The organism is Kitasatospora sp. NPDC034023 (assembly GCF_055575795.1).
Genome location: NZ_JBVIRY010000002.1, coordinates 124,147 through 146,711 on the forward strand (window position 1 = coordinate 124,147; position 22,565 = coordinate 146,711).

23 protein-coding genes are annotated in these 22,565 nt (G+C 70.8%); 19 read left to right on the forward strand and 4 right to left on the reverse strand.

The genetic code is table 11. From position 1 onward, the window contains the following. Positions 1-188: 188 nt before the first annotated feature. The 7 genes from ACZ52R_RS03430 to ACZ52R_RS03460 all read left to right on the forward strand — a co-directional run bounded on the left by ACZ52R_RS03430 (position 189) and on the right by ACZ52R_RS03460 (position 7,713). The gene (locus tag ACZ52R_RS03430; protein WP_360492537.1) at positions 189-950 is read left to right on the forward strand and encodes a 3-hydroxybutyrate dehydrogenase; all 762 of its coding nucleotides are present in this window, start codon (positions 189-191) and stop codon (positions 948-950) included. Positions 951-1,080: 130 nt separating this feature from the next. Beyond that, on the forward strand, positions 1,081-2,508 hold the full coding sequence (locus ACZ52R_RS03435) for an MFS transporter (RefSeq protein WP_465752602.1): 1,428 nt from the start codon (positions 1,081-1,083) through the stop codon (positions 2,506-2,508). Between the two features lie 66 nt (positions 2,509-2,574). Then, a complete protein-coding gene (locus ACZ52R_RS03440) occupies positions 2,575-4,485 on the forward strand; it encodes a helix-turn-helix domain-containing protein (protein WP_465752604.1) in 1,911 nt (636 codons plus the stop codon). A 95-nt stretch (positions 4,486-4,580) separates the two neighbouring features. Beyond that, entirely contained in the window at positions 4,581-5,351 is a 771-nt protein-coding gene (lipB, locus tag ACZ52R_RS03445) for a lipoyl(octanoyl) transferase LipB (RefSeq protein ID WP_465621661.1), read from the forward strand. A 219-nt stretch (positions 5,352-5,570) separates the two neighbouring features. Beyond that, positions 5,571-6,524 carry a lipoyl synthase gene (gene lipA / locus ACZ52R_RS03450; RefSeq protein WP_360492549.1) on the forward strand — a complete coding sequence of 318 codons (954 nt, stop codon included), beginning with the start codon at positions 5,571-5,573 and terminating at the stop codon, positions 6,522-6,524. Between the two features lie 192 nt (positions 6,525-6,716). Next, the gene (locus ACZ52R_RS03455; protein WP_465621559.1) at positions 6,717-6,914 is read left to right on the forward strand and encodes an SCO2195 family GlnR-regulated protein; all 198 of its coding nucleotides are present in this window, start codon (positions 6,717-6,719) and stop codon (positions 6,912-6,914) included. Between the two features lie 100 nt (positions 6,915-7,014). After that, positions 7,015-7,713, forward strand: coding sequence for a DUF4191 domain-containing protein (locus ACZ52R_RS03460; protein ID WP_396287787.1), 699 nt, complete (start codon positions 7,015-7,017; stop codon positions 7,711-7,713). 159 nt (positions 7,714-7,872) lie between these two features. On the opposite strand, the gene ACZ52R_RS03465 is transcribed toward ACZ52R_RS03460, so the two are convergent. Further along, on the reverse strand, positions 7,873-8,340 hold the full coding sequence (locus ACZ52R_RS03465) for an RDD family protein (protein ID WP_360492558.1): 468 nt from the start codon (positions 8,338-8,340) through the stop codon (positions 7,873-7,875). Positions 8,341-8,626: 286 nt separating this feature from the next. On the opposite strand from ACZ52R_RS03465, the gene glnA reads away from it, so the two are divergent. After that, the gene (gene glnA / locus ACZ52R_RS03470) at positions 8,627-10,039 is read left to right on the forward strand and encodes a type I glutamate--ammonia ligase (protein ID WP_465621562.1); all 1,413 of its coding nucleotides are present in this window, start codon (positions 8,627-8,629) and stop codon (positions 10,037-10,039) included. Positions 10,040-10,666: 627 nt separating this feature from the next. On the opposite strand, the gene ACZ52R_RS03475 is transcribed toward glnA, so the two are convergent. Both ACZ52R_RS03475 and ACZ52R_RS03480 read right to left on the reverse strand, forming a co-directional pair. Continuing rightward, positions 10,667-11,194 (reverse strand): dihydrofolate reductase family protein, encoded by a 528-nt coding sequence (locus ACZ52R_RS03475; RefSeq protein ID WP_465621563.1) that lies wholly within the window; start codon positions 11,192-11,194, stop codon positions 10,667-10,669. After that, complete coding sequence (locus tag ACZ52R_RS03480) at positions 11,191-11,772, reverse strand: TetR/AcrR family transcriptional regulator (RefSeq protein WP_360492567.1); 582 nt, start codon at positions 11,770-11,772, stop codon at positions 11,191-11,193. The genes ACZ52R_RS03475 and ACZ52R_RS03480 overlap by 4 nt, the downstream gene beginning before the upstream one ends. 240 nt (positions 11,773-12,012) lie before the next feature. Here ACZ52R_RS03480 and ACZ52R_RS03485 point away from each other — a divergent pair, with 240 nt between their 5' ends. From ACZ52R_RS03485 to ACZ52R_RS03495, 3 genes are all read left to right on the forward strand, one after another. Beyond that, a complete protein-coding gene (locus tag ACZ52R_RS03485; protein ID WP_465752606.1) occupies positions 12,013-12,438 on the forward strand; it encodes a nuclear transport factor 2 family protein in 426 nt (141 codons plus the stop codon). Continuing rightward, a complete protein-coding gene (locus ACZ52R_RS03490) occupies positions 12,435-13,274 on the forward strand; it encodes an NmrA family NAD(P)-binding protein (RefSeq protein ID WP_465752608.1) in 840 nt (279 codons plus the stop codon). The genes ACZ52R_RS03485 and ACZ52R_RS03490 overlap by 4 nt, the downstream gene beginning before the upstream one ends. A gap of 142 nt (positions 13,275-13,416) precedes the next feature. Continuing rightward, positions 13,417-14,025 (forward strand): TetR/AcrR family transcriptional regulator, encoded by a 609-nt coding sequence (locus tag ACZ52R_RS03495; protein WP_465662853.1) that lies wholly within the window; start codon positions 13,417-13,419, stop codon positions 14,023-14,025. 15 nt (positions 14,026-14,040) lie between these two features. On the opposite strand, the gene ACZ52R_RS03500 is transcribed toward ACZ52R_RS03495, so the two are convergent. Continuing rightward, a complete protein-coding gene (locus ACZ52R_RS03500) occupies positions 14,041-14,982 on the reverse strand; it encodes a LuxR C-terminal-related transcriptional regulator (protein WP_465752610.1) in 942 nt (313 codons plus the stop codon). Between the two features lie 301 nt (positions 14,983-15,283). Here ACZ52R_RS03500 and ACZ52R_RS03505 point away from each other — a divergent pair, with 301 nt between their 5' ends. The 8 genes from ACZ52R_RS03505 to ACZ52R_RS03540 all read left to right on the forward strand — a co-directional run bounded on the left by ACZ52R_RS03505 (position 15,284) and on the right by ACZ52R_RS03540 (position 22,546). Beyond that, positions 15,284-15,421, forward strand: coding sequence for a hypothetical protein (locus tag ACZ52R_RS03505; RefSeq protein WP_465621573.1), 138 nt, complete (start codon positions 15,284-15,286; stop codon positions 15,419-15,421). A 32-nt stretch (positions 15,422-15,453) separates the two neighbouring features. Then, positions 15,454-16,377: a 2-dehydropantoate 2-reductase gene (locus ACZ52R_RS03510; RefSeq protein ID WP_465621575.1), complete on the forward strand. Its 924-nt coding sequence runs from the start codon at positions 15,454-15,456 to the stop codon at positions 16,375-16,377. A gap of 13 nt (positions 16,378-16,390) precedes the next feature. Then, positions 16,391-16,663, forward strand: coding sequence for a 2Fe-2S iron-sulfur cluster-binding protein (locus tag ACZ52R_RS03515; RefSeq protein ID WP_465621577.1), 273 nt, complete (start codon positions 16,391-16,393; stop codon positions 16,661-16,663). Positions 16,664-16,693: 30 nt separating this feature from the next. Further along, a complete protein-coding gene (locus ACZ52R_RS03520; RefSeq protein WP_465621579.1) occupies positions 16,694-17,449 on the forward strand; it encodes an iron-containing redox enzyme family protein in 756 nt (251 codons plus the stop codon). Positions 17,450-17,537: 88 nt separating this feature from the next. Further along, positions 17,538-18,794, forward strand: a complete 1,257-nt coding sequence (locus ACZ52R_RS03525; RefSeq protein ID WP_465621581.1) for an ATP-grasp domain-containing protein — start codon at positions 17,538-17,540, stop codon at positions 18,792-18,794. Then, a complete protein-coding gene (locus ACZ52R_RS03530; protein ID WP_465621583.1) occupies positions 18,791-19,957 on the forward strand; it encodes an ATP-grasp domain-containing protein in 1,167 nt (388 codons plus the stop codon). The genes ACZ52R_RS03525 and ACZ52R_RS03530 overlap by 4 nt, the downstream gene beginning before the upstream one ends. After that, positions 19,954-21,204 carry a hypothetical protein gene (locus ACZ52R_RS03535; RefSeq protein WP_465621585.1) on the forward strand — a complete coding sequence of 417 codons (1,251 nt, stop codon included), beginning with the start codon at positions 19,954-19,956 and terminating at the stop codon, positions 21,202-21,204. The genes ACZ52R_RS03530 and ACZ52R_RS03535 overlap by 4 nt, the downstream gene beginning before the upstream one ends. A 100-nt stretch (positions 21,205-21,304) precedes the next feature. After that, the gene (locus ACZ52R_RS03540) at positions 21,305-22,546 is read left to right on the forward strand and encodes an MFS transporter (protein ID WP_465621587.1); all 1,242 of its coding nucleotides are present in this window, start codon (positions 21,305-21,307) and stop codon (positions 22,544-22,546) included. The last annotated feature ends 19 nt before the right edge of the window (positions 22,547-22,565 follow it).

Genomic DNA, 22,565 nt, shown 5'->3' on the forward strand with positions numbered 1-22,565 from the left:
GACCGAGCAATCCTCCGAACGGGTGAAGCAACCGCGCCCATTGTGGGGAAGCGCGGTCACCCTGGGTTTGGCCTTCCGCAGTCGAACCGTCGATCGAGGGTCGTAGTGGTTGACGCCACAGCTCGGCGGGATGCTGTGGCGGCCTGCCACATGGGAGCCGGGGCGCCGGATTCCTACCGTTCTCAGCCATGGACACCACTACAGCCCGCCCGCTCGACGGCCGCACGGCCCTGGTCACCGGCGCCGCCTCGGGCATCGGCCGGGCCTGCGCCGAGGCCTTCGCCGGGGCCGGCGCCCGGGTCTACGTCGTCGACCTCGCGGCCGGTCCGGCCGAGGAAATCGCCGAGCGGATCGGCGGGCGCGCGATCGTCACCGACCTCTCCGACCCCGGGGCCGTGGACGCCCTTCCGGACGACGCCGACATCGTGGTCAACAACGCCGGGCTCCAACACGTCGCGCCGGTGCACGAGTTCCCGCCCGACCGCTTCACCCTCATCCAACGCGTCATGGTCGAGGCCCCGTTCCGCATCCTGCGCCGGACCCTGCCGCACATGTACGAGCGGGAGTGGGGACGGATCGTCAACATCTCCTCCGTCCACGGCCTGCGGGCCAGCGCCTTCAAGTCCGCGTACGTCACCGCGAAGCACGCCCTGGAGGGGCTGAGCAAGACGGTCGCCCTCGAAGGCGCCCCGCACGGCGTCACCAGCAACTGCATCAACCCCGGCTACGTCCGGACCCCCCTGGTGGAGAAGCAGATCGCCGCCCAGGCGCTCGCGCACGGCATCCGCGAGGACGAGGTCGTCGAGCAGATCATGCTCGACCGCACCGCCGTGAAACGCCTCATCGAACCCGACGAGATCGCCCAACTCGCCCTCTGGCTCTGCTCCCCCGCCGCCTCCTACATCACCGGCGCCAGCCTCCCGGTCGACGGCGGCTGGACGGCGCACTGAGCGACGGGACCGTGGCCCCGGGCGCCATGAACCGACCGAACAGTATGTGGTCCGCCCCCATAGGACTCCGCCCGGAGGGTTCCTACCTTGTGGCGACATCGTCTCCCCCCGGCCCTGGAAGTGGTGGCACATGAAGGCCTCTGCAAGCGGTGCGGCTGCGCGCACCTCACTCCCGAGAGTGGTGGCTGCCAGCCTGATCGGCACAACGATCGAGTGGTACGACTACTTCTTGTACGGAACGGCGGCGGCGCTGGTGTTCGGGAAGCTGTTCTTCCCGCACAGCGATCCGCTGACCGGCACGCTGCTGTCGTTCCTCACCTACGCGATCGGGTTCGCGGCGCGGCCGATCGGGGCCCTGGTGTTCGGGCACTTCGGGGACCGGGTGGGCCGCAAGAAGCTGCTGGTGGTGAGCCTGCTGCTGATGGGCGGGTCGACCACGGCGATCGGGCTGCTGCCGACGTACGAGTCGGTCGGGGTCGCGGCGCCGGTACTCCTGACGACGCTGCGGCTGGTGCAGGGGTTCGCGCTCGGCGGTGAGTGGGGCGGGGCCGTGCTGCTGGTGTCGGAGCACGGGGACCAGCGGCGGCGGGGTTTCTGGGCGTCCTGGCCGCAGGGCGGGGCGCCGGCCGGGAACCTGCTGGCGGCGGGGGTGCTGTCGCTGATGACCTCGGTGCAGTCGGACGTGGCGTTCCTGTCCTGGGGCTGGCGGGTGCCGTTCCTGCTGTCGGCGGTGCTGGTCGCGGTCGGGATGTGGATCCGGCTCGCGGTGGACGAGTCGCCGCTGTTCCGGGCCGCGCTGGCGGCGCAGCAGAAGCGGGAGAAGGACCGGAAGAGCGCCGAGCAGCCGCCGCTGGTCAGCGTGTTGAGGCACCACTGGCGGGAGGTGCTGGTGGCCATGGGGGCGCGGATGGCGGAGAACATCTCGTACTACGTGATGACGACCTTTGTGCTGACGTACGCGGTCACCCACGCGCACTTCTCCAAGCAGAGCGCGCTGAACGCCGTACTCATCGCCTCCGCGATCCAGTTCACGCTGATCCCGCTGTTCGGCGCGCTGTCCGACCGGGTCGGGCGCAAGCCGGTGTACCTGGTGGGCGCGGTCGGCGTCGGGATCTGGGCGTTCGTCTTCTTCGGGATGGTGGACACCCGCTCGTTCGGGTCGCTGCTCCTCGCGGTCACCGTCGGGCTGGTCTTCCACAGCGCGATGTACGCGCCCCAGGCAGCCTTCTTCTCCGAGCTGTTCGCCACCCGGATGCGGTACTCGGGCGCCTCGATCGGGGCCCAGTTCTCGTCCGTGGCGGCCGGCGCCCCGGCGCCGCTGGTCGCCACCGCGCTGCTCAAGGACTACGGCAGCGCCACCCCGATCTCGGTGTACGTCGCCATCGCAGCGGCGATCACCGTCCTCGCGGTGCTCTGCGGACGGGAGACCAGGGGACAGGACCTCACCGAGGTCGAGGAGCGAGAGGGGTCCCAGGGGCCTGAGGGGTCTGAGGAGCGGGCGGGACAAAAGGGGCCGGAGGCGGACGCCCCGACGGCCGAAAAGCCCGCCGTCGCCTGACGGTTGAGCCGCTACCATCGCGATTTCTCGGAATCGACGAACCGACGCCGATTGGCGGCACGCACCATGAACCACCCGCACGAAAGCGCCGCGCCCGCCCTGCGGCGACTGCTCGACCTGCTCGCCTCGGGCGCCGCCACCGAGGACTTCGCCGACGTGCTGGCCGACGCCCGCCGCCGCGGGGCGTCGGCCACCGTCCTCGCCGAGATCGACGACGCCACCTGGCAAGCCCTGCGGGTCCACCGTACCCTGCGTCAACACCGGCGCCGAGAAGCCGAGTTGACCGCATTGTTCGACACCGCCGGAGACCTCGCCGCCTCCCGGGACCTGGACACCGTGCTCCAGGCCATCGTCCGCCGGGCCCGGATGCTGCTCGGCACCGACACCGCATACCTGACCCTGCCGGACGAGGCCGCGGGCGACACCTACATGAGGGTCACCGACGGCTCCGTCTCCGTCCTGTTCCAGACCCTGCGGCTCAGCCTCGGCGACGGCCTGGGCGGGCTGGTCGCCCAGGCCGCCCGCCCGTACGCGACCCCCGACTACCGCACCGACGAACGCTTCCACCACACCGGCACGATCGACGCGGGCGTGCTGGACGAGGGCCTGGTGGCGATCATCGGGGTGCCGCTGCTGCTCGGCGGACAGGTCATCGGGGTGCTGTTCGCCGCCGACCGCTCGCCCCGCGCCTTCTCCCCCGACGAGGTCGCACTGCTCTGCACCCTCGCCGCGCACGCCGCGATCGCCCTGGACACCGCCAAGTCCCTGGCCGACACCCGCGCCGCACTCGCCGAGCTGAACGCCGCCAACGAGCTGGTCCGGGCCCACTCCGCCGCCGTCCAGCGCGCCGAGCAGGCGCACGACCGGCTCACCGACCTGGTGCTGCGCGGCGCCGAGGTGCCGGACGTCGCCGCCGCCGTCGCGGCCCTGCTGGACGGGGAGATAGCGGTCCTCGACGCCGAGGGCGAGCCGCTGGCCGGCCGGTCCGCGCCCGCCGCCGAGCTGGCCGGGGCCGTCGCCGCCTCCCGCATCGAGGGACGGTCCGTACGGCACGGCGAGCAGTGGGTCTGCGCGGTGCTGGCCGGGCACGACGCGCTCGGCACCATGGTGCTGCGCGGACGGCCCGACCTCGACGACGCCGACCGGCGGCTGTTCGAGCGGGCCAGCGTGGTGACCGCCCTGCTCCTGCTGCTGCGCCGCTCGGTGGCCGAGACCGAGAACCGGATCCGCGGCGAACTGCTCACCGACCTGCTCACCGCCCCCGAACGCGACCCGGCCGGGCTCACCGCACGCGGCCGCCGGCTCAGCGTCGACCTCGCCCGCCCGCACCTGGTGCTGGTCGCGGAACCCGCCGAGCCGACCGGCACCGACCGGGGACGACTGGCGGGCGCGGCCCGGCGGTACCTGTTCGGCTCCCGCGGCGTCAGCGCCGAGCACGGCGAGGCGGTGGTGCTGCTGGCGCCCGTCGAGACCGGCACCGCCGAGGATCCCGAGGAGACCGCCCGGCAGGCCGCCGAACGGCTGGCCCGGCTGGCCGGCTTCCCGGTCACCGTCGGCGCCGGCCGCCCGGCCGCCGGTCCGACCGCGCTGGCCGCCTCGTACGCCGAGGGCCTGCGCTGCGTACGGGCGCTGCGGGTGCTCGGCCGCGCCGGTGAGGGCGCCTCGGCCCGCACGCTCGGCTTCCTCGGGGTCCTGCTCGGCGACGGCCACGACGTGGACGGCTTCGTCGGCGCGACGCTCGGCCCGCTGCTCACCTACGACACCCGGCGCGGCACCGAGCTGGTCCGCACCCTGCGCGCCTACTTCGACTGCGGCGGCAGCCTCACCCGCGCCAAGGACGAACTGCACGTCCACGTGAACACGGTGGTCCAGCGGCTGGACCGGGTCGAGGCACTGCTCGGGCCGGACTGGAACCACCCGGAACGGTCGCTGGAACTCCGGCTCGCGCTGCGGCTGCAGCTGCTCGCGGGCGGCTGAAGGGCTCGACCGGGCCTGGGCGTACAGTGGCGAGGTTGGTCTCGAACGCCTGGCAAGGAGCGCAGAACGTGAGCGCGAACGTGCGTTTTGTTCACATGGGCATAGGTGAGCGCACCGTGCCGTATCAGGAGGCGTGGGAGGAGCAGCAGCGGCTGCACGCGCTGCGGGTCGCGGACGAGATCCCCGACACCGTCCTGCTGCTGGAACACCAGTCCGTGTACACCATGGGCAAGCGCACCAACCCCGCCGACCTGCCGCTCGACGGCACCCCGGTGGTCGAGGTCAACCGGGGCGGCGAGATCACCTGGCACGGCCCCGGCCAGCTGGTCGGCTACCCGATCGTCAAGCTGCCCGACCCGATCGACGTCATCGCCTACGTCCGCCGGCTGGAGGAGGCGCTGATCCGCGCCGCCGCCGAGTTCGGCATCGGGACCGCCCGGGTCGAGGGCCGCAGCGGGGTCTGGGTGCTGGGCGAGTCCATCCCGGACGCCGTGGTCGACCCGGCCGAGGTGGTGGACATCGGCAAGCTGACCCTGCGGATGGGCCTGCCGCTGGGCATCGACCCGCGGCTGGCCGGCCCCGAGTACGCGCCCTCCAACGCCGGGCAGCGCGGCGACGACCGCAAGCTCGCCGCGATCGGCGTGCGGGTCGCCCGCGGTGTGACCATGCACGGCTTCGCGCTCAACTGCGACCCGGACATGACCTGGTTCGACAAGATCGTGCCGTGCGGCATCCGGGACGCGGGCGTGGCCTCGCTCTCCGGCGAGCTGGAGCGCGGGCTCTCCGTCGCCGAGGCGGCGCCGGTGGTCGAGCGGCACCTGACGGAGCTCTTCGCCGAGCTGCCCGAACCGGCGCTCAGCCACTGACCCCGTCGCTGACCCCCGTCGGCACCCTGCCGGCGCCCGGTCGCCGACCCGGCCCGGCGCACAGCCGCCGAAAACCCCCGAGCACGAAAACCCCCGAGCACTGGGAATCTACTCACCAGTAGCCGTGTTGCCCTGCGATTGCAGGGCGGCAGGCCCGGCGAAGGCCGTACAACCACAGGCGTACCCTGGGGGTACCCCGTCTAGTTCTAGGAGTCGCACGTGTCCGCTGTCGCACCCGACGGCAGGAAGCTTCTCCGCCTGGAGGTCCGCAACAGCGAGACCCCCATCGAGCGGAAGCCCGAGTGGATCAAGACCCGCGCGAAGATGGGCCCGGAGTACAACGCCCTCCACTCGCTGGTGAAGAAGGAGGGGCTGCACACGGTCTGCCAGGAGGCCGGCTGCCCCAACATCTTCGAGTGCTGGGAGGACCGCGAGGCGACCTTCCTCATCGGCGGTGACCAGTGCACCCGCCGCTGCGACTTCTGCCAGATCGACACCGGCAAGCCCGCCGAGTTCGACCGTGACGAGCCGCGCCGGGTCGCCGAGTCCATCGTCACCATGGACCTCAACTACGCCACCATCACCGGCGTCGCCCGCGACGACCTGGAGGACGGCGGCGCCTGGCTGTACGCCGAGACCGTGCGCCAGGTGCACGCGATGACCGCCGACCGCGAGAGCGGCCGCACCGGCGTCGAGCTGCTCATCCCCGACTTCAACGCGGTGCCCGAGCAGCTGGCCGAGGTCTTCTCCTCCCGCCCCGAGGTGCTCGCGCACAACGTCGAGACGGTGCCGCGGATCTTCAAGCGGATCCGCCCGGCGTTCCGCTACGAGCGCTCGCTGGACGTCATCACCCAGGCCCGCGCGGCCGGACTGGTGACCAAGTCCAACCTGATCCTGGGCATGGGCGAGACCCGCGAGGAGGTCAGCCAGGCGCTCGCCGACCTGGTCGGCGCCGGCTGCGAGCTCATCACCATCACCCAGTACCTGCGCCCCTCGCTGCGCCACCACCCGGTGGAGCGCTGGGTGAAGCCGCACGAGTTCGTCGAGCTCCAGGAGGAGGCCGAGGAGCTGGGCTTCGCCGGCGTCATGTCGGGCCCGCTGGTGCGCTCGTCGTACCGGGCCGGCCGGCTGTACCGGCAGGCGCTGGAGCGGCGCGAGCAGGCCGCGGTCTGACGGTCGCGATCGGGTTCGAGCCGTTGATCGGGTTCGAGCCATTTGAGCCATTCGAGGGGCGGAGCTGCGGCTCCGCCCCTCGACGCTTCACCACACTTTGACTGCCTGGTCACGGGCTGGTAACACGGGGTGGGGATGATGGACGTCCAGCGAGCGTTCGATTCTTCTCAGCCACGAGAGGAGCTGTTCGGCATGGGGATGCGGATCCGGTCGGTGGGAGTGGCGCTGCGGTTCGCCGAGAGCGTCCTGCTGGCGCCCGGCCAGCGGCACGCGCGGCGCAACGCCTGGGCGGCGGTGTGCGAGAACCGTCAGCACGCGGCGGACCGCCGGCACGACGCGATGGCGGTGGAGAGCGCGGGGACGGCGGCAGCCCGGTCCGTACCGGGGTGAGGTTCCGGCGTCGCTGTGTGCGACGGCGTACGGGCACACGGGTCACGGTTCGGGCGAACGGGTACCCGGGCTTGGATATCCCGTACCCCTGCCACGTACCATGAGCGTTATGGCGAGGGAAACATCCGAGAACCCCGGGCGACTGAAGCAGATCCGCCTGGCTTACACCATGACCAAGAAGGTCGACACCAAGATCGGCCTGATCATCGCCGGCGTCGGCCTGCTGACCTTCGGCGTGTTCCTCGCCATCGGCTTCGCAATCGACCACCCGATCTATCTGGGCATCCTGGGCTTCATCGTGGCCGTGCTGGCCATGGCGATCGTCTTCGGGCGCCGGGCCGAACGCGCCGCGTTCGGGCAGATGGAGGGGCAGCCGGGCGCCGTCGCGGCGGTGCTGAACAACATCCGGCGCGGCTGGAGCTCCAACACCACCCCGGTCGCGGTCACCCGTAACCAGGACGCGGTCTACCGCGCGGTGGGCCGGGCCGGCATCGCGCTGATCGGCGAGGGCAACCCGAACCGGGTGCGCCAGCTGCTGGCCTCCGAGAAGAAGAAGATGGCCCGTGTGGTCGGCGATGTGCCGGTGCACGACATCGTGGTGGGCGACGGCGAGGGTGAGGTCCCGCTGAAGAAGCTGCAGATCCACCTCATGCGCCTGCCCCGCGCCATCACCGCCTCCCAGGTCACCGAGACCAACGACCGCCTGCGCGCGCTGGGCGACCTGCTCTCCAAGGCGCCGATCCCCAAGGGCCCGATGCCCAAGGGCGCCCGGATGCCCAAGGGCGGCCAGGCCCGCTGACCCTCCCCCGTCCACACCAGAACGGCCCCGCCGCGGAAGCTCCGCGGCGGGGCCGTTTCGACGTTGTGCGCCGTGCGTTGCGCGCCGTGCGGTGGGTGCCGTGCGTTGCGCGCCGTGCGGTACCCACCGGGTCCGGTGGGTGCCGGATCCGGGCCTCGCCTAGATCCGGACCTCGACGGTGCCGACCGCCTTGTCGTGCAGACCCCGGGTGTCGCGGTCCCAGACCAGCGGGGGCACCACCAGGCAGAGCAGCAGGGTACGCAGCAGGACCTGCGGGATGGTCGCGCGGCCGCCGTCCAGGCGGATCACCCGGAGGCCGAAGAGCCGCTTGCCGACCGTCGTACCGGTCGTGGCGAGCAGCAGGGCCGCGACGAGGAAGTACAGCGGGCTGGTCCACAGGTTGGCCTCGGCCTGGTCGCCTCGGGCGATCAGGCCGTAGGAGATCAGGGCGACCAGCCAGCCGTCCACGAGCAGGGCGCCGATCCGGCGGCCGGGGCCGGCGAGGGAGCCGGAGCCCTCCTCGGGCAGTCCGAGGCGCTCGCCGCGGTGGCCGAAGTCGGCGCCCATCTTCTCGGCGGCCGCCTTAGGGCCGTCGATCCACGATCCCAACGCTTCTCTGGTGTCCACGAATCCACACTAACCGGGCTGACGGCGCGCACCGTCACCGGCACCCCTCCGGGCGGGGCGCCGTCCCCGACCGGGTGAATCCCGCCTGCGGCGCGTTCCCCGCGGCCTTCCCAGTGGTCCAGACCACTGGCGGGAAGCCGCCCAGGTGAGCGGGGCGTTTTGCCCGCTCCCGTACGTCTTTGCCGCCCGCCCGGGGGACGCGGTTAACATCGAGGAAACGAGCGGGTCACCGGACGGAAACGCCCCATTCCTAGGGTGAGCCCAATTCGCACGCTGAGGAGGATGGATGTTCAACAACGCCGCCGAAGTGAAGCAGTACATCCAGGACAACGACGTGAAGTTCGTCGATGTCCGTTTCTGCGACCTGCCTGGCGTCTTGCAGCACTTCTCCGTACCTGCGGCGACCTTCGATCCGTCCGAGATCCTGATGTTCGACGGCTCGTCGATCCGCGGCTTCCAGGCCATCCACGAGTCCGACATGGCACTCGTGCCGGACCTCGCCACGGCCCGGCTCGACCCCTTCCGGGCCGAGAAGCACCTCAACATCAACTTCTTCATCCAGGACCCGGTCACCGGCGAGGCCTACAGCCGCGACCCGCGCAACGTCGCCAAGAAGGCCGAGGCCTACCTCGCCTCCTCCGGCATCGCCGACACCGCGTTCTTCGGGCCCGAGGCCGAGTTCTACGTCTTCGACTCGGTCCGCTTCGACACCAGCGCCAACGCGTCCTTCTACCACATCGACTCGGAGGCCGGCGCCTGGAACAGCGGCGCCGCCGAGGGCGACGCGCGCGGCTACAAGGTCAAGTACAAGGGCGGCTACTTCCCCGTCCCGCCGGTCGACCACTTCGCCGACCTGCGCGCCGAGATGTCGCTGGAACTCGCCAAGGCCGGGCTCGAGGTCGAGCGCCAGCACCACGAGGTCGGCACGGCCGGCCAGGCGGAGATCAACTACAAGTTCAACACCCTGCTGCACGCCGCCGACGACCTGATGCTGTTCAAGTACATCATCAAGAACGTCGCCTGGCGGAACGGCAAGACCGCCACCTTCATGCCGAAGCCGATCTTCGGCGACAACGGCTCGGGCATGCACGTCCACCAGTCGCTGTGGACCGCGGGCTCGCCGCTCTTCTACGACGAGCAGGGCTACGCCGGACTCTCCGACACCGCGCGCTACTACATCGGCGGCCTGCTCCGGCACGCGCCCTCGCTGCTGGCGTTCACCAACCCCTCGGTGAACTCCTACCACCGCCTGGTGCCGGGCTTCGAGGCCCCGGTCAACCTGGTCTACTCGCAGCGCAACCGCTCGGCCGCGATCCGCATCCCGATCACCGGCTCCAACGCCAAGGCCAAGCGCATCGAGTTCCGCGCACCGGACCCGTCCTCCAACCCGTACCTGGCCTTCTCCGCCATGCTGATGGCCGGCCTCGACGGCATCCGCAACAAGATCGAGCCGCTGGAGCCGGTCGACAAGGACCTCTACGAGCTGGCCCCCGAGGAGCACGCCAACGTCCCGCAGGTGCCCTCCTCGCTCCCGGCCGTCCTCGAGGCCCTGGAGGCCGACCACGAGTACCTGCTCGCGGGCAACGTCTTCACCCCGGACCTGATCGAGACCTGGATCGACTTCAAGCGCACCAACGAGATCGCCCCGATCGCCCTGCGGCCGCACCCGCACGAGTTCGAGCTCTACTACGACCTGTAAGCCCTCCGACCTGCGGAAACGCAGTTCGATCTCTCATCGTTTCCGCAGGCCAGGGACTCTCCTGACCTGCGGAAACGCCCTTCAGGGGCCGCCGCCGACTCGCGATGTGAAATGAGCGTGAAATGATCATGCTTGAGATCGAACTCGGCGAGAGGGCTACAGCACAGCACCCACAACGCGTGAACAATCGCAGCAGAGCGGGCGTTTCACCGCTCTGAGCAACCATGCGCAACGTGCCATCGCAGCGGGACACCGGTCAGGCTGAGCGCCGAAATGAACGGGCCCCCACGGCTACGAGCAAAAGTGGTGGCTGCCACCCGCAGGTGGCAGCCACCACTTTTGCTCGTAGGGCGCAACTCAGAAGTGCCGGTCGCGTGGGGTGACAGCAAGCGAGCATCGTCATGGTCGCCGCGTGTGCACCGGTTGTGAAATGATCTTCCGCGAGGCTCCCATTTCCGCAGGTCAGGGACATGTTCGATCAGAACTACGACCTGTAAGAGCACCTCCGACCTGCGGAACGCAGTCTTCGGACCCGCCATAGGCCGTCCGACGGCTCGCGATGTGAAATGGCAGCGAACGAGGTCGACGGCGCCACGTGTCCGCGTGGGTCAGCCGAGGCGGGTGCGGCTACTTCTCGACCGCGTAGCGCAGTTGGGCGAACCCGCCGGCGCTGGTGGCTGACTCCAGGCGCAGGGGGACGTCCTCGGTCAGCTCGCCGAACAGTTGGAGGCCGGAACCGATGAGCACGGGGGCAACGCTGATGATGAACGCGTCGACACGGCCCGCGCGGACGAAGCTCTGCACCAGGCGGCCGCCGTCGGGGTAGACGTGCCTGATGCCGCGCTCGTCGAGGTCGGCGATCAGGGCGCCGAGGTCGCGGTGGACGGTGATCCGCGGGTCGGCGTCCTCGGGGAGGGTCGTGCTGAGCACGACGACGTGGCGGTCGCCGTAGTGCCAGGCGTCCTCGCCGAAGCCGAGGACCTTCTCGTAGGTGTTGCGGCCCATGACGACCGCGTCGACGGTGTCGAGGAAGTCGGTGTAGCCGAGGTCGCCGGCCTTCCGGCCGCGCTCGTCGAGCCAGTCGATGTCGCCGTCCGGGCGGGCGATGTACCCGTCGAGGCTGGTGCCGACGAAGACGGTGGCGCTGAAGGTCATGGGGTCCTCCCCAGAAGATGGTCGAGGTCGTCGTGGAGCAGGGCCGCGGGCTCCCCCTCGCCGGTGAGGGCCCAGCGCAGCAGCGACCCGTCGGTGGTGATCTTCACGGCGCGCGCCAGGCGCGGCACGTCCGTGCCCGGGGCGAGTTCGCCGCGCTTGACGGCCTCGGCAAGCAGTTCCCGCAGCGCCTCGTCCACCGCATGGGTGTGCGCGGCGGCCAGGGTGCGGAAGTCGGGGTCGGTGAGGTCGAGTTGGAGCATCCCGAGGTGGTTGGACATCTCCTGCGGCGTGGCCATGTACCCGGCGAACTCGGTCGCCGCCGCATGCAGGGCCTTGAGCGGCGAGTCGTGTACCGCCCGGGCCCGCCGGTAGGGCTCGGCGGCGTTCTTCGCGGCGTCGGCCGCGAACGCCAGCAGTAGCGACCGCTTGGACCCGAAGCGTTGCGACAGAGTCGCAGGCGACACGCCTGCCTCCGCCCCGACATGGGCCAGGGTCATCCTCCCCGGCCCGTGCGCGCCGATGGCGCGCGCGGTGGCCGCGAGGATCTCCGCGTCGCTGGTGGTGCGTGGTCGTGGCATGTGTTTCCTCCTTCGCGTCCAGCGTAACACGTTTATAAATGATGCTTCAGTTATAAACGCGCCCCCAGGTCAGGCGCCCACGGGAGCGCCGGCGAGGGAGGTCGTCCGCCGACGCTCGGCCTTGTTAAGCGGACCGCCGGTCCGTATGCTTCCACTCATGCGGACCGACGGTCCGCTTTCGCGCCGCCGGCCGCTGCGGGCTCGGTCGCGACCACCTTCCTCAGAACGGAATCCACGATCATGGCCGTACCGACGGAGGCCGCAGAGCTGTACCGCCACAGCCTGCGACTGCTGCTGGAGAAGGACATCCCCGCCTGGGTGGACCTGTGGGACGAGGACGGCGTCCTGGAGTTCCCCTTCGCGCCGGAGGGCTGGCCCACGAGACTGGAGGGCAAGGCCGCGGTCGGCGCGTACATGCGCCACTACCCCGACCACGTCGACCTCCGCGACTTCCCCGAGGTGACGATCCACCAGACCACCGCGCCCGAGCGCATCGTGGTGGAGATGCGCGGCGTCGGCCGCCTGGTGAAGACCGACAGCCCCTTCGACATGACCTACATCGCCGTGGTCACCGTCGAGCGCGGGCGAATCACCTCGTACCGCGACTACTGGAACCCGCTCGCCGTCTCACAGCCCGGCGTCGACTTCGCGGGAGCGGGCCGGTGAGCGCCGCTCTGGTCATCGGGGCCACCGGCACCACCGGCCGCCGGGTGACCGCCGGACTGGTCGCCGAAGGCCATCGGGTGAAGGCCGCCGGCCGGACCGCCACCCCGGTGGACGGCGCACAGGCCGTCCGCTTCGACTGGCACGAGTCCACCACCTGGGACGAGGCCCTCGCCGACGTCGACCGCGCCTACCTCGTCCCGCCCATCGGCTCCTCGGAGCCGGCCACCGTCATGCTGCCCTTCCTGCGCCGGGCCCGCGCGGTGGGCGTGCGGCGCGCGGTGCTGCTCAGCTCGTCGGCGATCCCCGCGGGCGGCCCGGCCGTAGGAGAGGTGCACGCGGCGCTGCCCGGCCTGTTCGACGAGTGGGCGGCACTCCGGCCTTCCTGGTTCATGCAGAACTTCACCGGCTCCATGCCCCACGCCCGCAGCATCCGGGAGGAGGGCGTCATCCGGACGGCCTCGGGGAACGGCCGGGTCGGCTTCATCGACGCGGCCGACATCGCCGCCGTCGCCGTACGGGCCCTGGTCGACGAGCCGGCCCCGAATGCCGACCTCATCCTCACCGGCCCGCAGGCACTGAGCTACGACGAGGTCGCCGCGACCGTCGCCGAGGTCACCGGCCGACCCGTCGTACACCGGCAGCTGACCTTCGAGGAACTGCGCGACCGCTGGGCGGCCGAGATACCGATGGAGTTCGCCACCATGCTGGCAGGCATGGACCGCGCCATCGCGGAGGGCGCCGAAGACCGGGTCTCGGACACGGTCGAGCGGCTCACCGGGCGCGCACCGGGAAGCCTCCGCGCCTTCGTCGAACGTGACCTGGCCCGCGACAGCTGACGCCGCAGCGACCCGGTGTTGCGACTCCCCGACCCCGGCGACGTCTGCTGCTCGGCAGCACGTATCGTCGACTGGCCGGATGACGCGACTGCCCGCCTCACCGCCCGCCCACCCCACCCGTCGAAGACCAGGGAGGACACCCGTGACCCAGCGGACCGAACGCGCGGACGCCCAACGCAACCGGGAAGCCGTCCTGGCCGCCGCCGACGCTCTGTTCGCCGCCACCAACGCCCCTCACGCGGTGTCCATGGACGACATCGCCGCGGCGGCGGGCGTGGGCAAGGGCACCCTCTTCCGCCGCTTCGGCGATCGGACCGGCCTGATCGCCGCCGTGATCGCCTCCCGGATGGAGCCCCTTCAGGAGTCCGTACGCGAGGCGCGGGACGCGGCCGGGGCCTCACCGCGGCAGCAGGTACTCGACCTCCTCGACGCCGTACTGCAGTTCAAGATCGACAATCGGCACCTGATGGCGGCCGCGGAGGAGGCCGGGCTCGGCAGCCCCTATCGGGCCGCGCACTACGGCTGGTGGCACGACGTCCTGCGTACGGCGCTGGAGCGGGTGCCCGGCGTCCACGACCCGGACTTCACCGCGCACGCGCTGCTGGCGGCGATCCGCGCCGACCTGGTGGCGCACCTGACCGACGATCGGAAGATGACGCCCGACGCCGTCCGGGCGTCGTTCGCGGCCCACCTCGGCGACGTCCTCGGCTGCGCGTCAGCCAACGGCACGACCAGACCAGCGATCCGCTGATCGGAAAGAAACGCCCTAGTGGGGCGCGGCCTCGTACGAGTGGGGGCGGGGTGGGGCGGGGGCGTCGCCGAGGCTGTCGAGGAGCCCGTTGATGGCGATGAGGTAGCCGAGCTGGGCGCGGCTGTTGCTGCCGAGGCGCTCGGAGATCTTGCGGACGTGTTCCGCGACGCTGCGCCGGCTCATGCCGACCCGGCGGGCGACGCTCTCGTCGGTCTCGCCGGAGATGATCCCGTGCAGGATGGCGCGCTGGACGTCGGAGGTGATCGGTGCGCTGCGGCGCAGGGAGCCGTCGATGACGATGGCCCGGTCCCAGGCGTGCTCGAAGACCCGGACCAGGTAGCGGACGATCGCGGGCTGGCGGATCTCCAGGGCGGCGGTGCTCCGCTCGTCCTGGACGGGGATGAAGGCGACCTCGCGGTCCACCACCACCAGGCGGTCGAGGACCTCGGCGGTCGTCCGGACCTGGGCGCCCGCCTCGGTGATCCGCTCGATGTACGACATGGTGGGCGAATCCGAGCGCACCGCGTGCTGGTAGAGGGTCCGCTGGACCATTCCGGCCCGGAGTCTGGGGATCTCGTGCTCGAGGGCGCGCTCCAGCAACTCGTGCGGCCGGGCGCCGCCGGGCTGGGCGGTGAGCAGTTCGGTCCGGCAGGCGTCGACCGCCGCGCCGAGCACCTCGCTGATGGTCTCGGACCCCTGCAGCAGCGCGTATCCGGGCTTCTCGCGCCGTCTGGCGTCCGCGTAGACGGTCTCCAGGGCGGAGAAGGCGGCGCGGGTGGACCGGGCGGTCTCCTCCAGCGCGGCGATCCTGTGCTCCATCGGCCGGATGACGAAGGCGGAGGCCGTGGACGGCGGCAGCGCGTGGGCCAGCTCCGGGTTTTCCCGGCTTTCCGCCATGAGCCGTAGGGTGATCAGGCAGTCGGGCGTGTCCGTGCGGGGAACGGCGTGCTCTGCCACGGCAGTTCGGTAAAACTGCAGCGCGGCTTCGCACAATCCAGTGCCACCCGAGTAATCCGGGTTGTCCGTATTCGGGCAGGCTTGGCCCTGGTTCACAGAAGTGCAGCGCATGATTGTGCATCATAGGTGGGCTTCGTGAAGATGCTCGGGGGGGCCTCACAACAGTGCAGCGCGCATTTGTGCAGACGAATCCGCTGGCCACCGCGGGTCGGATCTCGACAGGATGGGTGCAACGGGGAAAACGACTCCCCGCTGACTCGAAAGTGCGGGGGCCGCTATGCCGAAGTCCACTGTTCGCCGTTTGGCCGCAGCGATCGCAGCGACCGTCTGCGCCCTGACCGTCATCGGCTTCGCCGCCGCCGGTCAGGAGCACGGCGGGCGTTCGGGCGCCGCGGTCGTGGTGGCCGATTCGCAGTGGGGCGGCGCGCCCGTCGCGTAACTCCACGAGGAGGCGCTGTGAGAATCGCGGTCGTGGGCAGCGGAGGCCTCGGTGGATACCTCGGCGGCCGCCTCGCAGCGGCCGGGCAGGACGTGCATTTCGTCGCGCGCGGTGCGCACCTGGAGGCACTTCGCCGCCACGGGCTCACCGTGCAGAGCCCGACCGAGGGTTTCTCCGTGGGGTCGGTGCGGGCTACCGCCGACACCCGGGAGATCGGCCGGGTCGACTACGTTCTCCTCGGCGTCAGAACGTGGCAAGTAGCGTCCGCATCAGCCGGGTTGGGGCCGTTGATCGGCCCCGACACGGCGGTGCTGACCTTACAGAACGGCGTCCGGACGCCCGAGGAGGTCGCGCAGGTCGTCGGCCGTGACGCGGTCCTGCCCGGCGTCGCGAAGGTCATCACGTACCTCGACAGTCCCGGCCGGATCCACCACGTCGGTTCGGCCGGGTCGTTGACCTTCGGCGAATGGGACAACCGCGTCACCCGGCGGGTGGAGCGGCTCCGGGACGCGCTGGGCGAGGCCGGGGTGGCCCCGGTGATCGCCGAGGACATCTGGGCGGACCTCTGGGCGAAGTTCCTCTTCGTCGTGCCGTTGGGGGGCCTCGGCGCGGTGACCGACGCACCGGTCGGCGCGCTGCGCTCGCGGCCGGGCACCCGGCGGCTGCTCGGCGACGCCATGACCGAGATCCACCAGGTCGCCGAGGCGATGGGCGTCCGCCTGCCGGCGGACATCGTCGGCACCACCATGGCGTTCCTGGACCGGCAGCCCCCGGCCGGCATCTCCTCGCTGCACCGCGACATCCGATCGGGCAAGCCGTCCGAGCTCGAAGCCTGGACCGGAGCAGCGGTCTGCCTCGGCGCCAGGACGGCGACGGCGACCCCGGTCAACAGCTTCCTGTACGAGGTGCTGAGTCTGCGCGCGGCCCAGGCCGCGCTGACCACCGACTGGCCGTAACCCGAGGTTCATCGTGCCGAATCTGAAATTTGTCAACGCCGAAGAGAGTGTGGATTTCGAGGGCCACGTCGACCTGAAGGAGATGGGAGATTACATCACCTTCGGTTGCCGGTCCGGAAAGTGCGGGATCTGCGCCGTTCGCGTGGTGAGCGGCGGCGACAACCTGTCGCCCCGAACTCCCAATGAAGAGCGCCTCTTCGAGCTCATCGAAATGGACGACCCGGCGGTGCGGCTCGCCTGCCAGAGCCGGGCCCACGGCGACGCCGTCCTCTTCGAAATCAACTAGCAGTCAATAACCCCCTGGAGGGATTCCATCATGGAGAACAAGAACCGCCTGACCGACTCCGCGCTGCTGCGTCGCAAGCCCTTCCTGTCCACCGAGGACAGCAAGCGGGCGAAGCAGGAGATCGACACCTTCCTGGACGGGAAGATCGAGGAGTGGAACGCCACCGTTCCCTACGCGCGCCACCTGGAAGGCAGCGACGTCAACCTCGGCTACTACAAGCAGACGCTGGTCGAGCACGCCTGGCGCATCCGGCTGATGCGCACCGCGCAGGCCAACGCGCTGCACAAGATCACCCGCATCAACGCCGAGGCGGCCCAGCTCTACGCCGCCTACCAGGACGAGGAGATGCTGCACGACACCCTGTTCGTGAAGGACGCCGAGAAGGTCGGCATCTCCGCGGAGGAGATCTTCGCCACCGAGCCGAACTTCAACACCCGGCTGCTGGCCGGCTACCTCTACTTCGTCGCGGAGCACGAGAAGCCGCTCGGCGTGATCTGCTACAGCTACCTGGTCGAGTACACCACCCAGAAGATCACCCCGAAGCAGATCAAGGCGATGTCCGAGTCCCTCGGCAAGGACATGATCGTCGGTCAGGCCTCCCACCTGAACACCGACCTGGTCGAGGACCACACCCAGGACATGTGGGACATCCTCAGCCTCTTCATCGAGAGCGAGCAGGACATCGTCGACATCAAGCGCTACCTGGCCGAGATCCAGGAGCTGCTGAAGATGTTCTTCGTCGACCTGTACGAGCGCTTCGGCGACGAGTCGGCCCAGGCCGCCTGAACCCCGCCGTCCCGGACCACTCGGTAACCCTGCCCGGCCGCCCGCTGCACCGCGGGCGGCCGGGCGGTCGAGAAGAGGATTCGTTCACGTGGCTGAGAAAACTGGATTCCTGATCCTCTCGCACCAGTTGATGTCGATGGTGCCGCCGCTGGCCGCCGCGCTCAAGCGCCGCGGGATCAGGACGTACGTGCTGTCATCGAGCCCGACCCGCGAGGTGGAGGCGGCCTGGCAGGACGAGGTCGAGCTGGTGCGGATCACCGACGACCCCGCCCTGCGCAGCTCGGACATCGACCGGTTCCTGGCGGAGCTCTCGGCGGACGGCGTGCGGCTGCTCGGCTGCCTGACCGTCTGGGACGCCTACCGGGTGCTGATGGCGTACGCGAACCGCCGGCTCGGCACCCCCGACCTGTCGGAGGAGACCGTCCGGGGACTGCGCGACAAGCTGGCGATGCGCACCTTCCTGCGCGTCCAGGAGCTGTCGCAGGTGGCCGCCTGGCCCCTCACCGAGGCGCGCTTCGACGCGTTGGAGGACAGGTCGCGCTACTTCATCAAGCCGCGCGAGGGGCTCGCCTCGATGGGCGCCTTCCGCGCCGACCGGCTCACCGACATCGGTGAACTCGACACCCTCTGGCAGCAGGCCTGCGCGGACCGCGCCTACGCCGGCGTCTTCGAGGGTGAACCGTCGTTCATCGTCGAGGAGTTCATCGACGGTGTCGAGTGCAGCTTCGAGACCAGCGTCAGCGACGGCGTGATGACCGTGCACGCCGTGCACGAGAAGGTCGACATGCGCCAGTCCGGCCGCACGACGCTGGAGAACGCCTGCGTCTGCCCGCCCCGGTCCCTCGACCAGGCCGAGGTGCGGCTGGGCGTCGAGCACGTCGAGCGCTGCCTGCTGGCCCTGGGCGTGGACACCGGCGTCTACCACGTGGAGGCCAGGTTCCAGCGCGGCCGCGGCTGGGAGATCGTCGAGGTCAACCCGCGGATCGGCGGCGCGTACATCGTGGCCAGCACGCTGCGGCACTGCGGCGTCGACGTCCTGGAGCTCTGGATCGACCAGCTGCTCGGGCGGACCGTCGAGCCGGTGGCGAGCGAGGAACGCCGCACCTTCTTCCGGGTCTTCTTCGGTGAGCCGGGCCGGCGGGTCGCGCGGGTGGCACGGGGATCCGTACCCGTCGACCTGGTGGAGGACAGGCTGTTCGTCCAGGAGGGCGAGCAACTGCCGGAGGTGGACCGGGAGATCTTCGTCGGCCAAGCCCTGTGGGACGTCACCTCGCTGAGCCCGGACGCCCTCGACGAGTTCCTCCGCGAGAGCGAGTCGCACCTCAGAATCGAGTACAGCGCGTGAACATCGTCATCCTGCACCGGATCCCCTTCCGGAAGATCCGCTACGACCTGGCGATCGACCACCGGCAGCACACCGTTCGCTACCTCAGCGCCCCCGACGGCTTCGACGACCTGCCCGCCGACGCGCAACGCCGCCTGCTCGGCGTCCCCACGCACGACATCCAGGCCATGATCGAGCGCCACGGCGACTGGCTCGCCGACGCCGACCGGCTGATCGCCCGCTCCGAGTACGACCTGCTGCCGGCCGCCCTGCTGCGGGAGAAGTTCGCCATCCCGGGCGACCAGCCGGACGCCGTGCTCCCGGTCCGCGACAAGTGGCTGATGCGCACCCTCGCCGAGGAGGCCGGAGTCCCGCAGCCCGCGTTCCGCAGCGTCGAGGCGTTCCGCCGCAACCCGCCGCGCGAAGGCAGGTTCCTGATCAAGCCCCGGCTGGAGGCGTCCAGCACCGGCATCGAACTGGGCGGCGCCGACCGGATCCTCGACCGGCTCGACGCCTGCCCGGATCCCGAGGAGGTCTTCGTCGAGGAGTTCGTCCCCGGCGAGATCTGGCACCTCGACGGCTGCCTGCGCGACGGGGAGATCGCGGCCCTGGTCAGCAGCGTCTACGTGGGCGACTGCCTCGCCTACGCGCACGGCAGCCCGCTCGGCTCCGCCCAGACGCCCGACGAGCCGGAAGCCGTCGAGCTGCTGCGCCGCACCCTGGCCGTTCTCGGGCAGCGCAACGGCTGCTTCCACTTCGAGGCCATCCGCGAGCCGGACGGCCGGTTCCTCTTCCTGGAGACCGCCAGCCGGATCGGCGGGGCCGGGGTCGCGGAGACCTTCGAACTGCGCACCGGCATCGACCTCTACCAGGCCGACCTGCGCTACCAACTCTGGGGCGACACCGGGCAGATCGAGCCGCGCCCGGCGCAGGACCACTACGGCTGGTTCGTCTTCCCCGGCCACCACCGGACCGAGCAGGCGGCCATCGAATTCGACCCGGACCGGTACGGGAAGCGGCTGCACTCCTTCGTCCGCAACACCCGCCCCGCCGCGCACGCGGGCCGGATCAGTTACGCCACCGCGGCGACGCCGCTGTCCGGATTCGTGCAGGGCAGTGCGGCCGAGGTGCGACACACCCTCGGCGAGATCCTCACCCAGCAGGCAGTCATGGAGCAGCGATGAGCAACCCGTGCTTCGTGGTGACGGGATACAACAACACCCGGATCTACGACGTCGCCAAACTGCGCGACCTCTGCCACGGCACCTACCGGGCGAAGATCGTGCTGATCACGGAGCAGGCGAAGCCGCAGGACCACGCCGCCGCCGACGTGGTCCTGGTCGCCCCGCTCGGCGCGGTCGAGTCGGCCGACGCCGCCCGGCCGATCGCCGAGGAACTGCGCCGGCTCGGCCTGCGGCCGATCGGCATCCTGCCCTTCTCGGACCGCGGCGTCCCGCTCGGCGCGTGGCTGGCCCGGCACTTCGCGCTGCCCGGCGCCGAACCGCAGGAGGCCGCGGCCGGCCTGGACAAGCGGCACTACCGCGGGCTCGAGGCCGCCACCACGACGCACCCGGACGGGTTCCAGCCGCTGCTGAGCCTGCCGGCCCACTCCCTCGGCGAGTTCGAGGCAGCGGTCGCCCGGCTCGGCGGCACGGCGTTCGTCAAGCCGGCGAACGAGGGCAACAGCCGTGGCTGCCAGGTGGTTTCGGACCTCACCCGGTGCCCGGAGATCTGGGCGGCGCTGGCGCCGTACCACGACTCCGGCGTGCTGGTCGAGACGCTGGTGCGCGACGCCCAGGAGTACAGCTGGGACTTCGTCGGCGGCACCCGGTGGCTCACCGAGAAGCACACCACCCAGGACCGCTTCCGCGCGGAGATCCAGCAGATCGTGCCGGCCCCGCTGGAGCCGGACCAGGCCGCCGCCCTGGACCGGGCCGGCGAGCACGTCCGGCAGCTGGTCTCGCCGGGCAACGGCGCGTTCCACAACGAGCTGTTCCTGCGCGAGGAGGGCGTCTCGGCGGTGGAGACCAACATGCGCCCGGCCGGCATGCACATCTGGGACCTCGCCAGGCTGTCCTTCGAGGACTTCGACCCCTGGCGGGAATGGCTGCACTGGGCGGTGACCGGCGAGTTCCGGCCCGGCCGTCCGGAGCCGCGCGCGTTCAGCGGGATCCGCATGCTGCGGGCTCCCGGCGACGGCGTCCTGGCCTCGCTGCCCGACGTCCTCAAGCTCGCCGACTCGCTCGACATCCCGCTCCACCGGTCGGCGTTCGCCGCGTCGCCCTCGGACCGGGTGAGCGCCGGCATCACCGACAACGCGGGCTTCGTCGGCCACATCGTCCTGGTCGCGGACCACGCCAAGACCCTGGTGGACCGGCTCGACGGGCTCGCCGCCGCGATCGAGGCGCGGATCACGCTCCAGGAGCGGTGACCGTCGCTCCAGGAGCGGTGACCGACCTCCGAGGGCGGTGACCGACCATCATCCGGTGACGCACCGTCAGGGCGCACCGCAACCGTCCCGAGGAGGCGGAATGTACACCTGGCGCATCGGGGTCTTCCTGGGCTCGCGCGTCTTCTCCACGCTGGGCGACCAGTTGCTGCAGTTCGCGGTGCCGCTCATCGTCTACGACGCCACCGGCAGTGTGACGATGTCCGGACTGGCCTTCCTGATCGAATGGCTGCCCCGGCTGACCTCGCTCCCCCTCGCCGGACTGCTGGCCGACCGGGTCGGCGGCCGCCGGCTCTACACCACCGCCGACATCCTGCGGGCCACGGCCTGCCTGCTCACCGTGCTGGCTCTGGGCCAGTGGCCCGGGGAGACCTTCAAGCTCACCGCCGCACTGATGGCGCTGTGCGCCTTCTGCTACGCCCAGGCGTTCATCGCCCTGGAGTCGACCGTGCCGCAGCTGGTGCCGAAGGAGGACCTGGCCAAGGCCCAGAGCCTGCTCCAGATGATCAACAGCGGTTCCGGCGTGCTCGGGCCGGCGGCGGGCGGGGCCCTGCTCATCTGGATCCGTCCGGCCGACCTGCTCTGGGCGGCCGCGGCGGTCTTCGCCGTCAGCGCCTGCGGGGTCCTCGCACTGCGCGGGCTCGGTGCGCATGCCGCGGGCACGAGCTCGGCCACGGCTGCCGCCGAGCGGCGCAGTGTGCTGCACGACCTGCGGGTCGGCGTGCGCAGCCTGCGGGCCGAGCCGGTCCTGCTCTCCCTGGTCGGGCTGACGATGACGGTCAACCTGATGGTCGGCATCGCCACGGCGACCGGCGCGGCCCTGACCGTCGGGCACTTCGGGCAGAGCGACAGCGTCTTCGCCTCACTCCAGATGACGGTCGGATCGCTCTCGCTGGCCACCTTCTTCCTGATGCCGTGGCTGCTGCGCAGGGTCTCGGTCTACCGGATCGGCATCGTGTCGTTCGTGGGGATCGCCGTCGGCGGCACGCTGATCACCGTGGCCCCGCTCTTCCCGCTCTACGTGCTCGGCTACGGCCTGTGCATCGGGCTGTGCGGGCTCTTCAACGTCTTCATCCGGATCGAACGCCTGCACTGGATCAAGGAAGCCGAACGCGGCCGGGTGATCAGCCTGATCGTGCTGCTCAACCAGAGCACCATGCCGCTCTCCGGGCTGCTGGTCGCGGTGGTCGGGGGGTGGCTGCCGGTGCAGACGCTCTTCCTCGCGGTCGCGGCACTGGCCGTCGTCGCGTACCTGCTGCTGTTCCGTCCCCTGCAGGGGCAGGCCGTCACCGCCCGCCCGGCCGAAGCCGCCGCCGCGGCCTGAAGTCCTCCCGACCCGAACC

Bases quoted from the DNA above. Each gene is read 5' to 3' on its own strand.
- ACZ52R_RS03435 (WP_465752602.1), top strand. From the start codon at position 1,081: ATGAAGGCCTCTGCAAGCGGTGCGGCTGCGCGCACCTCACTCCCGAGA.
- ACZ52R_RS03460 (WP_396287787.1), top strand. From the start codon at position 7,015: ATGAGCGTTATGGCGAGGGAAACATCCGAGAACCCCGGGCGACTGAAG.
- ACZ52R_RS03430 (WP_360492537.1), top strand. From the start codon at position 189: ATGGACACCACTACAGCCCGCCCGCTCGACGGCCGCACGGCCCTGGTC.
- lipB (WP_465621661.1), top strand. From the start codon at position 4,581: ATGGGCATAGGTGAGCGCACCGTGCCGTATCAGGAGGCGTGGGAGGAG.
- ACZ52R_RS03535 (WP_465621585.1), top strand. From the start codon at position 19,954: ATGAGCAACCCGTGCTTCGTGGTGACGGGATACAACAACACCCGGATC.
- ACZ52R_RS03485 (WP_465752606.1), top strand. From the start codon at position 12,013: ATGGCCGTACCGACGGAGGCCGCAGAGCTGTACCGCCACAGCCTGCGA.
- ACZ52R_RS03475 (WP_465621563.1), bottom strand. From the start codon at position 11,194: ATGACCTTCAGCGCCACCGTCTTCGTCGGCACCAGCCTCGACGGGTAC.
- ACZ52R_RS03540 (WP_465621587.1), top strand. From the start codon at position 21,305: ATGTACACCTGGCGCATCGGGGTCTTCCTGGGCTCGCGCGTCTTCTCC.
- ACZ52R_RS03455 (WP_465621559.1), top strand. From the start codon at position 6,717: ATGGGGATGCGGATCCGGTCGGTGGGAGTGGCGCTGCGGTTCGCCGAG.
- glnA (WP_465621562.1), top strand. From the start codon at position 8,627: ATGTTCAACAACGCCGCCGAAGTGAAGCAGTACATCCAGGACAACGAC.
- ACZ52R_RS03520 (WP_465621579.1), top strand. From the start codon at position 16,694: ATGGAGAACAAGAACCGCCTGACCGACTCCGCGCTGCTGCGTCGCAAG.
- ACZ52R_RS03480 (WP_360492567.1), bottom strand. From the start codon at position 11,772: ATGCCACGACCACGCACCACCAGCGACGCGGAGATCCTCGCGGCCACC.
- ACZ52R_RS03440 (WP_465752604.1), top strand. From the start codon at position 2,575: ATGAACCACCCGCACGAAAGCGCCGCGCCCGCCCTGCGGCGACTGCTC.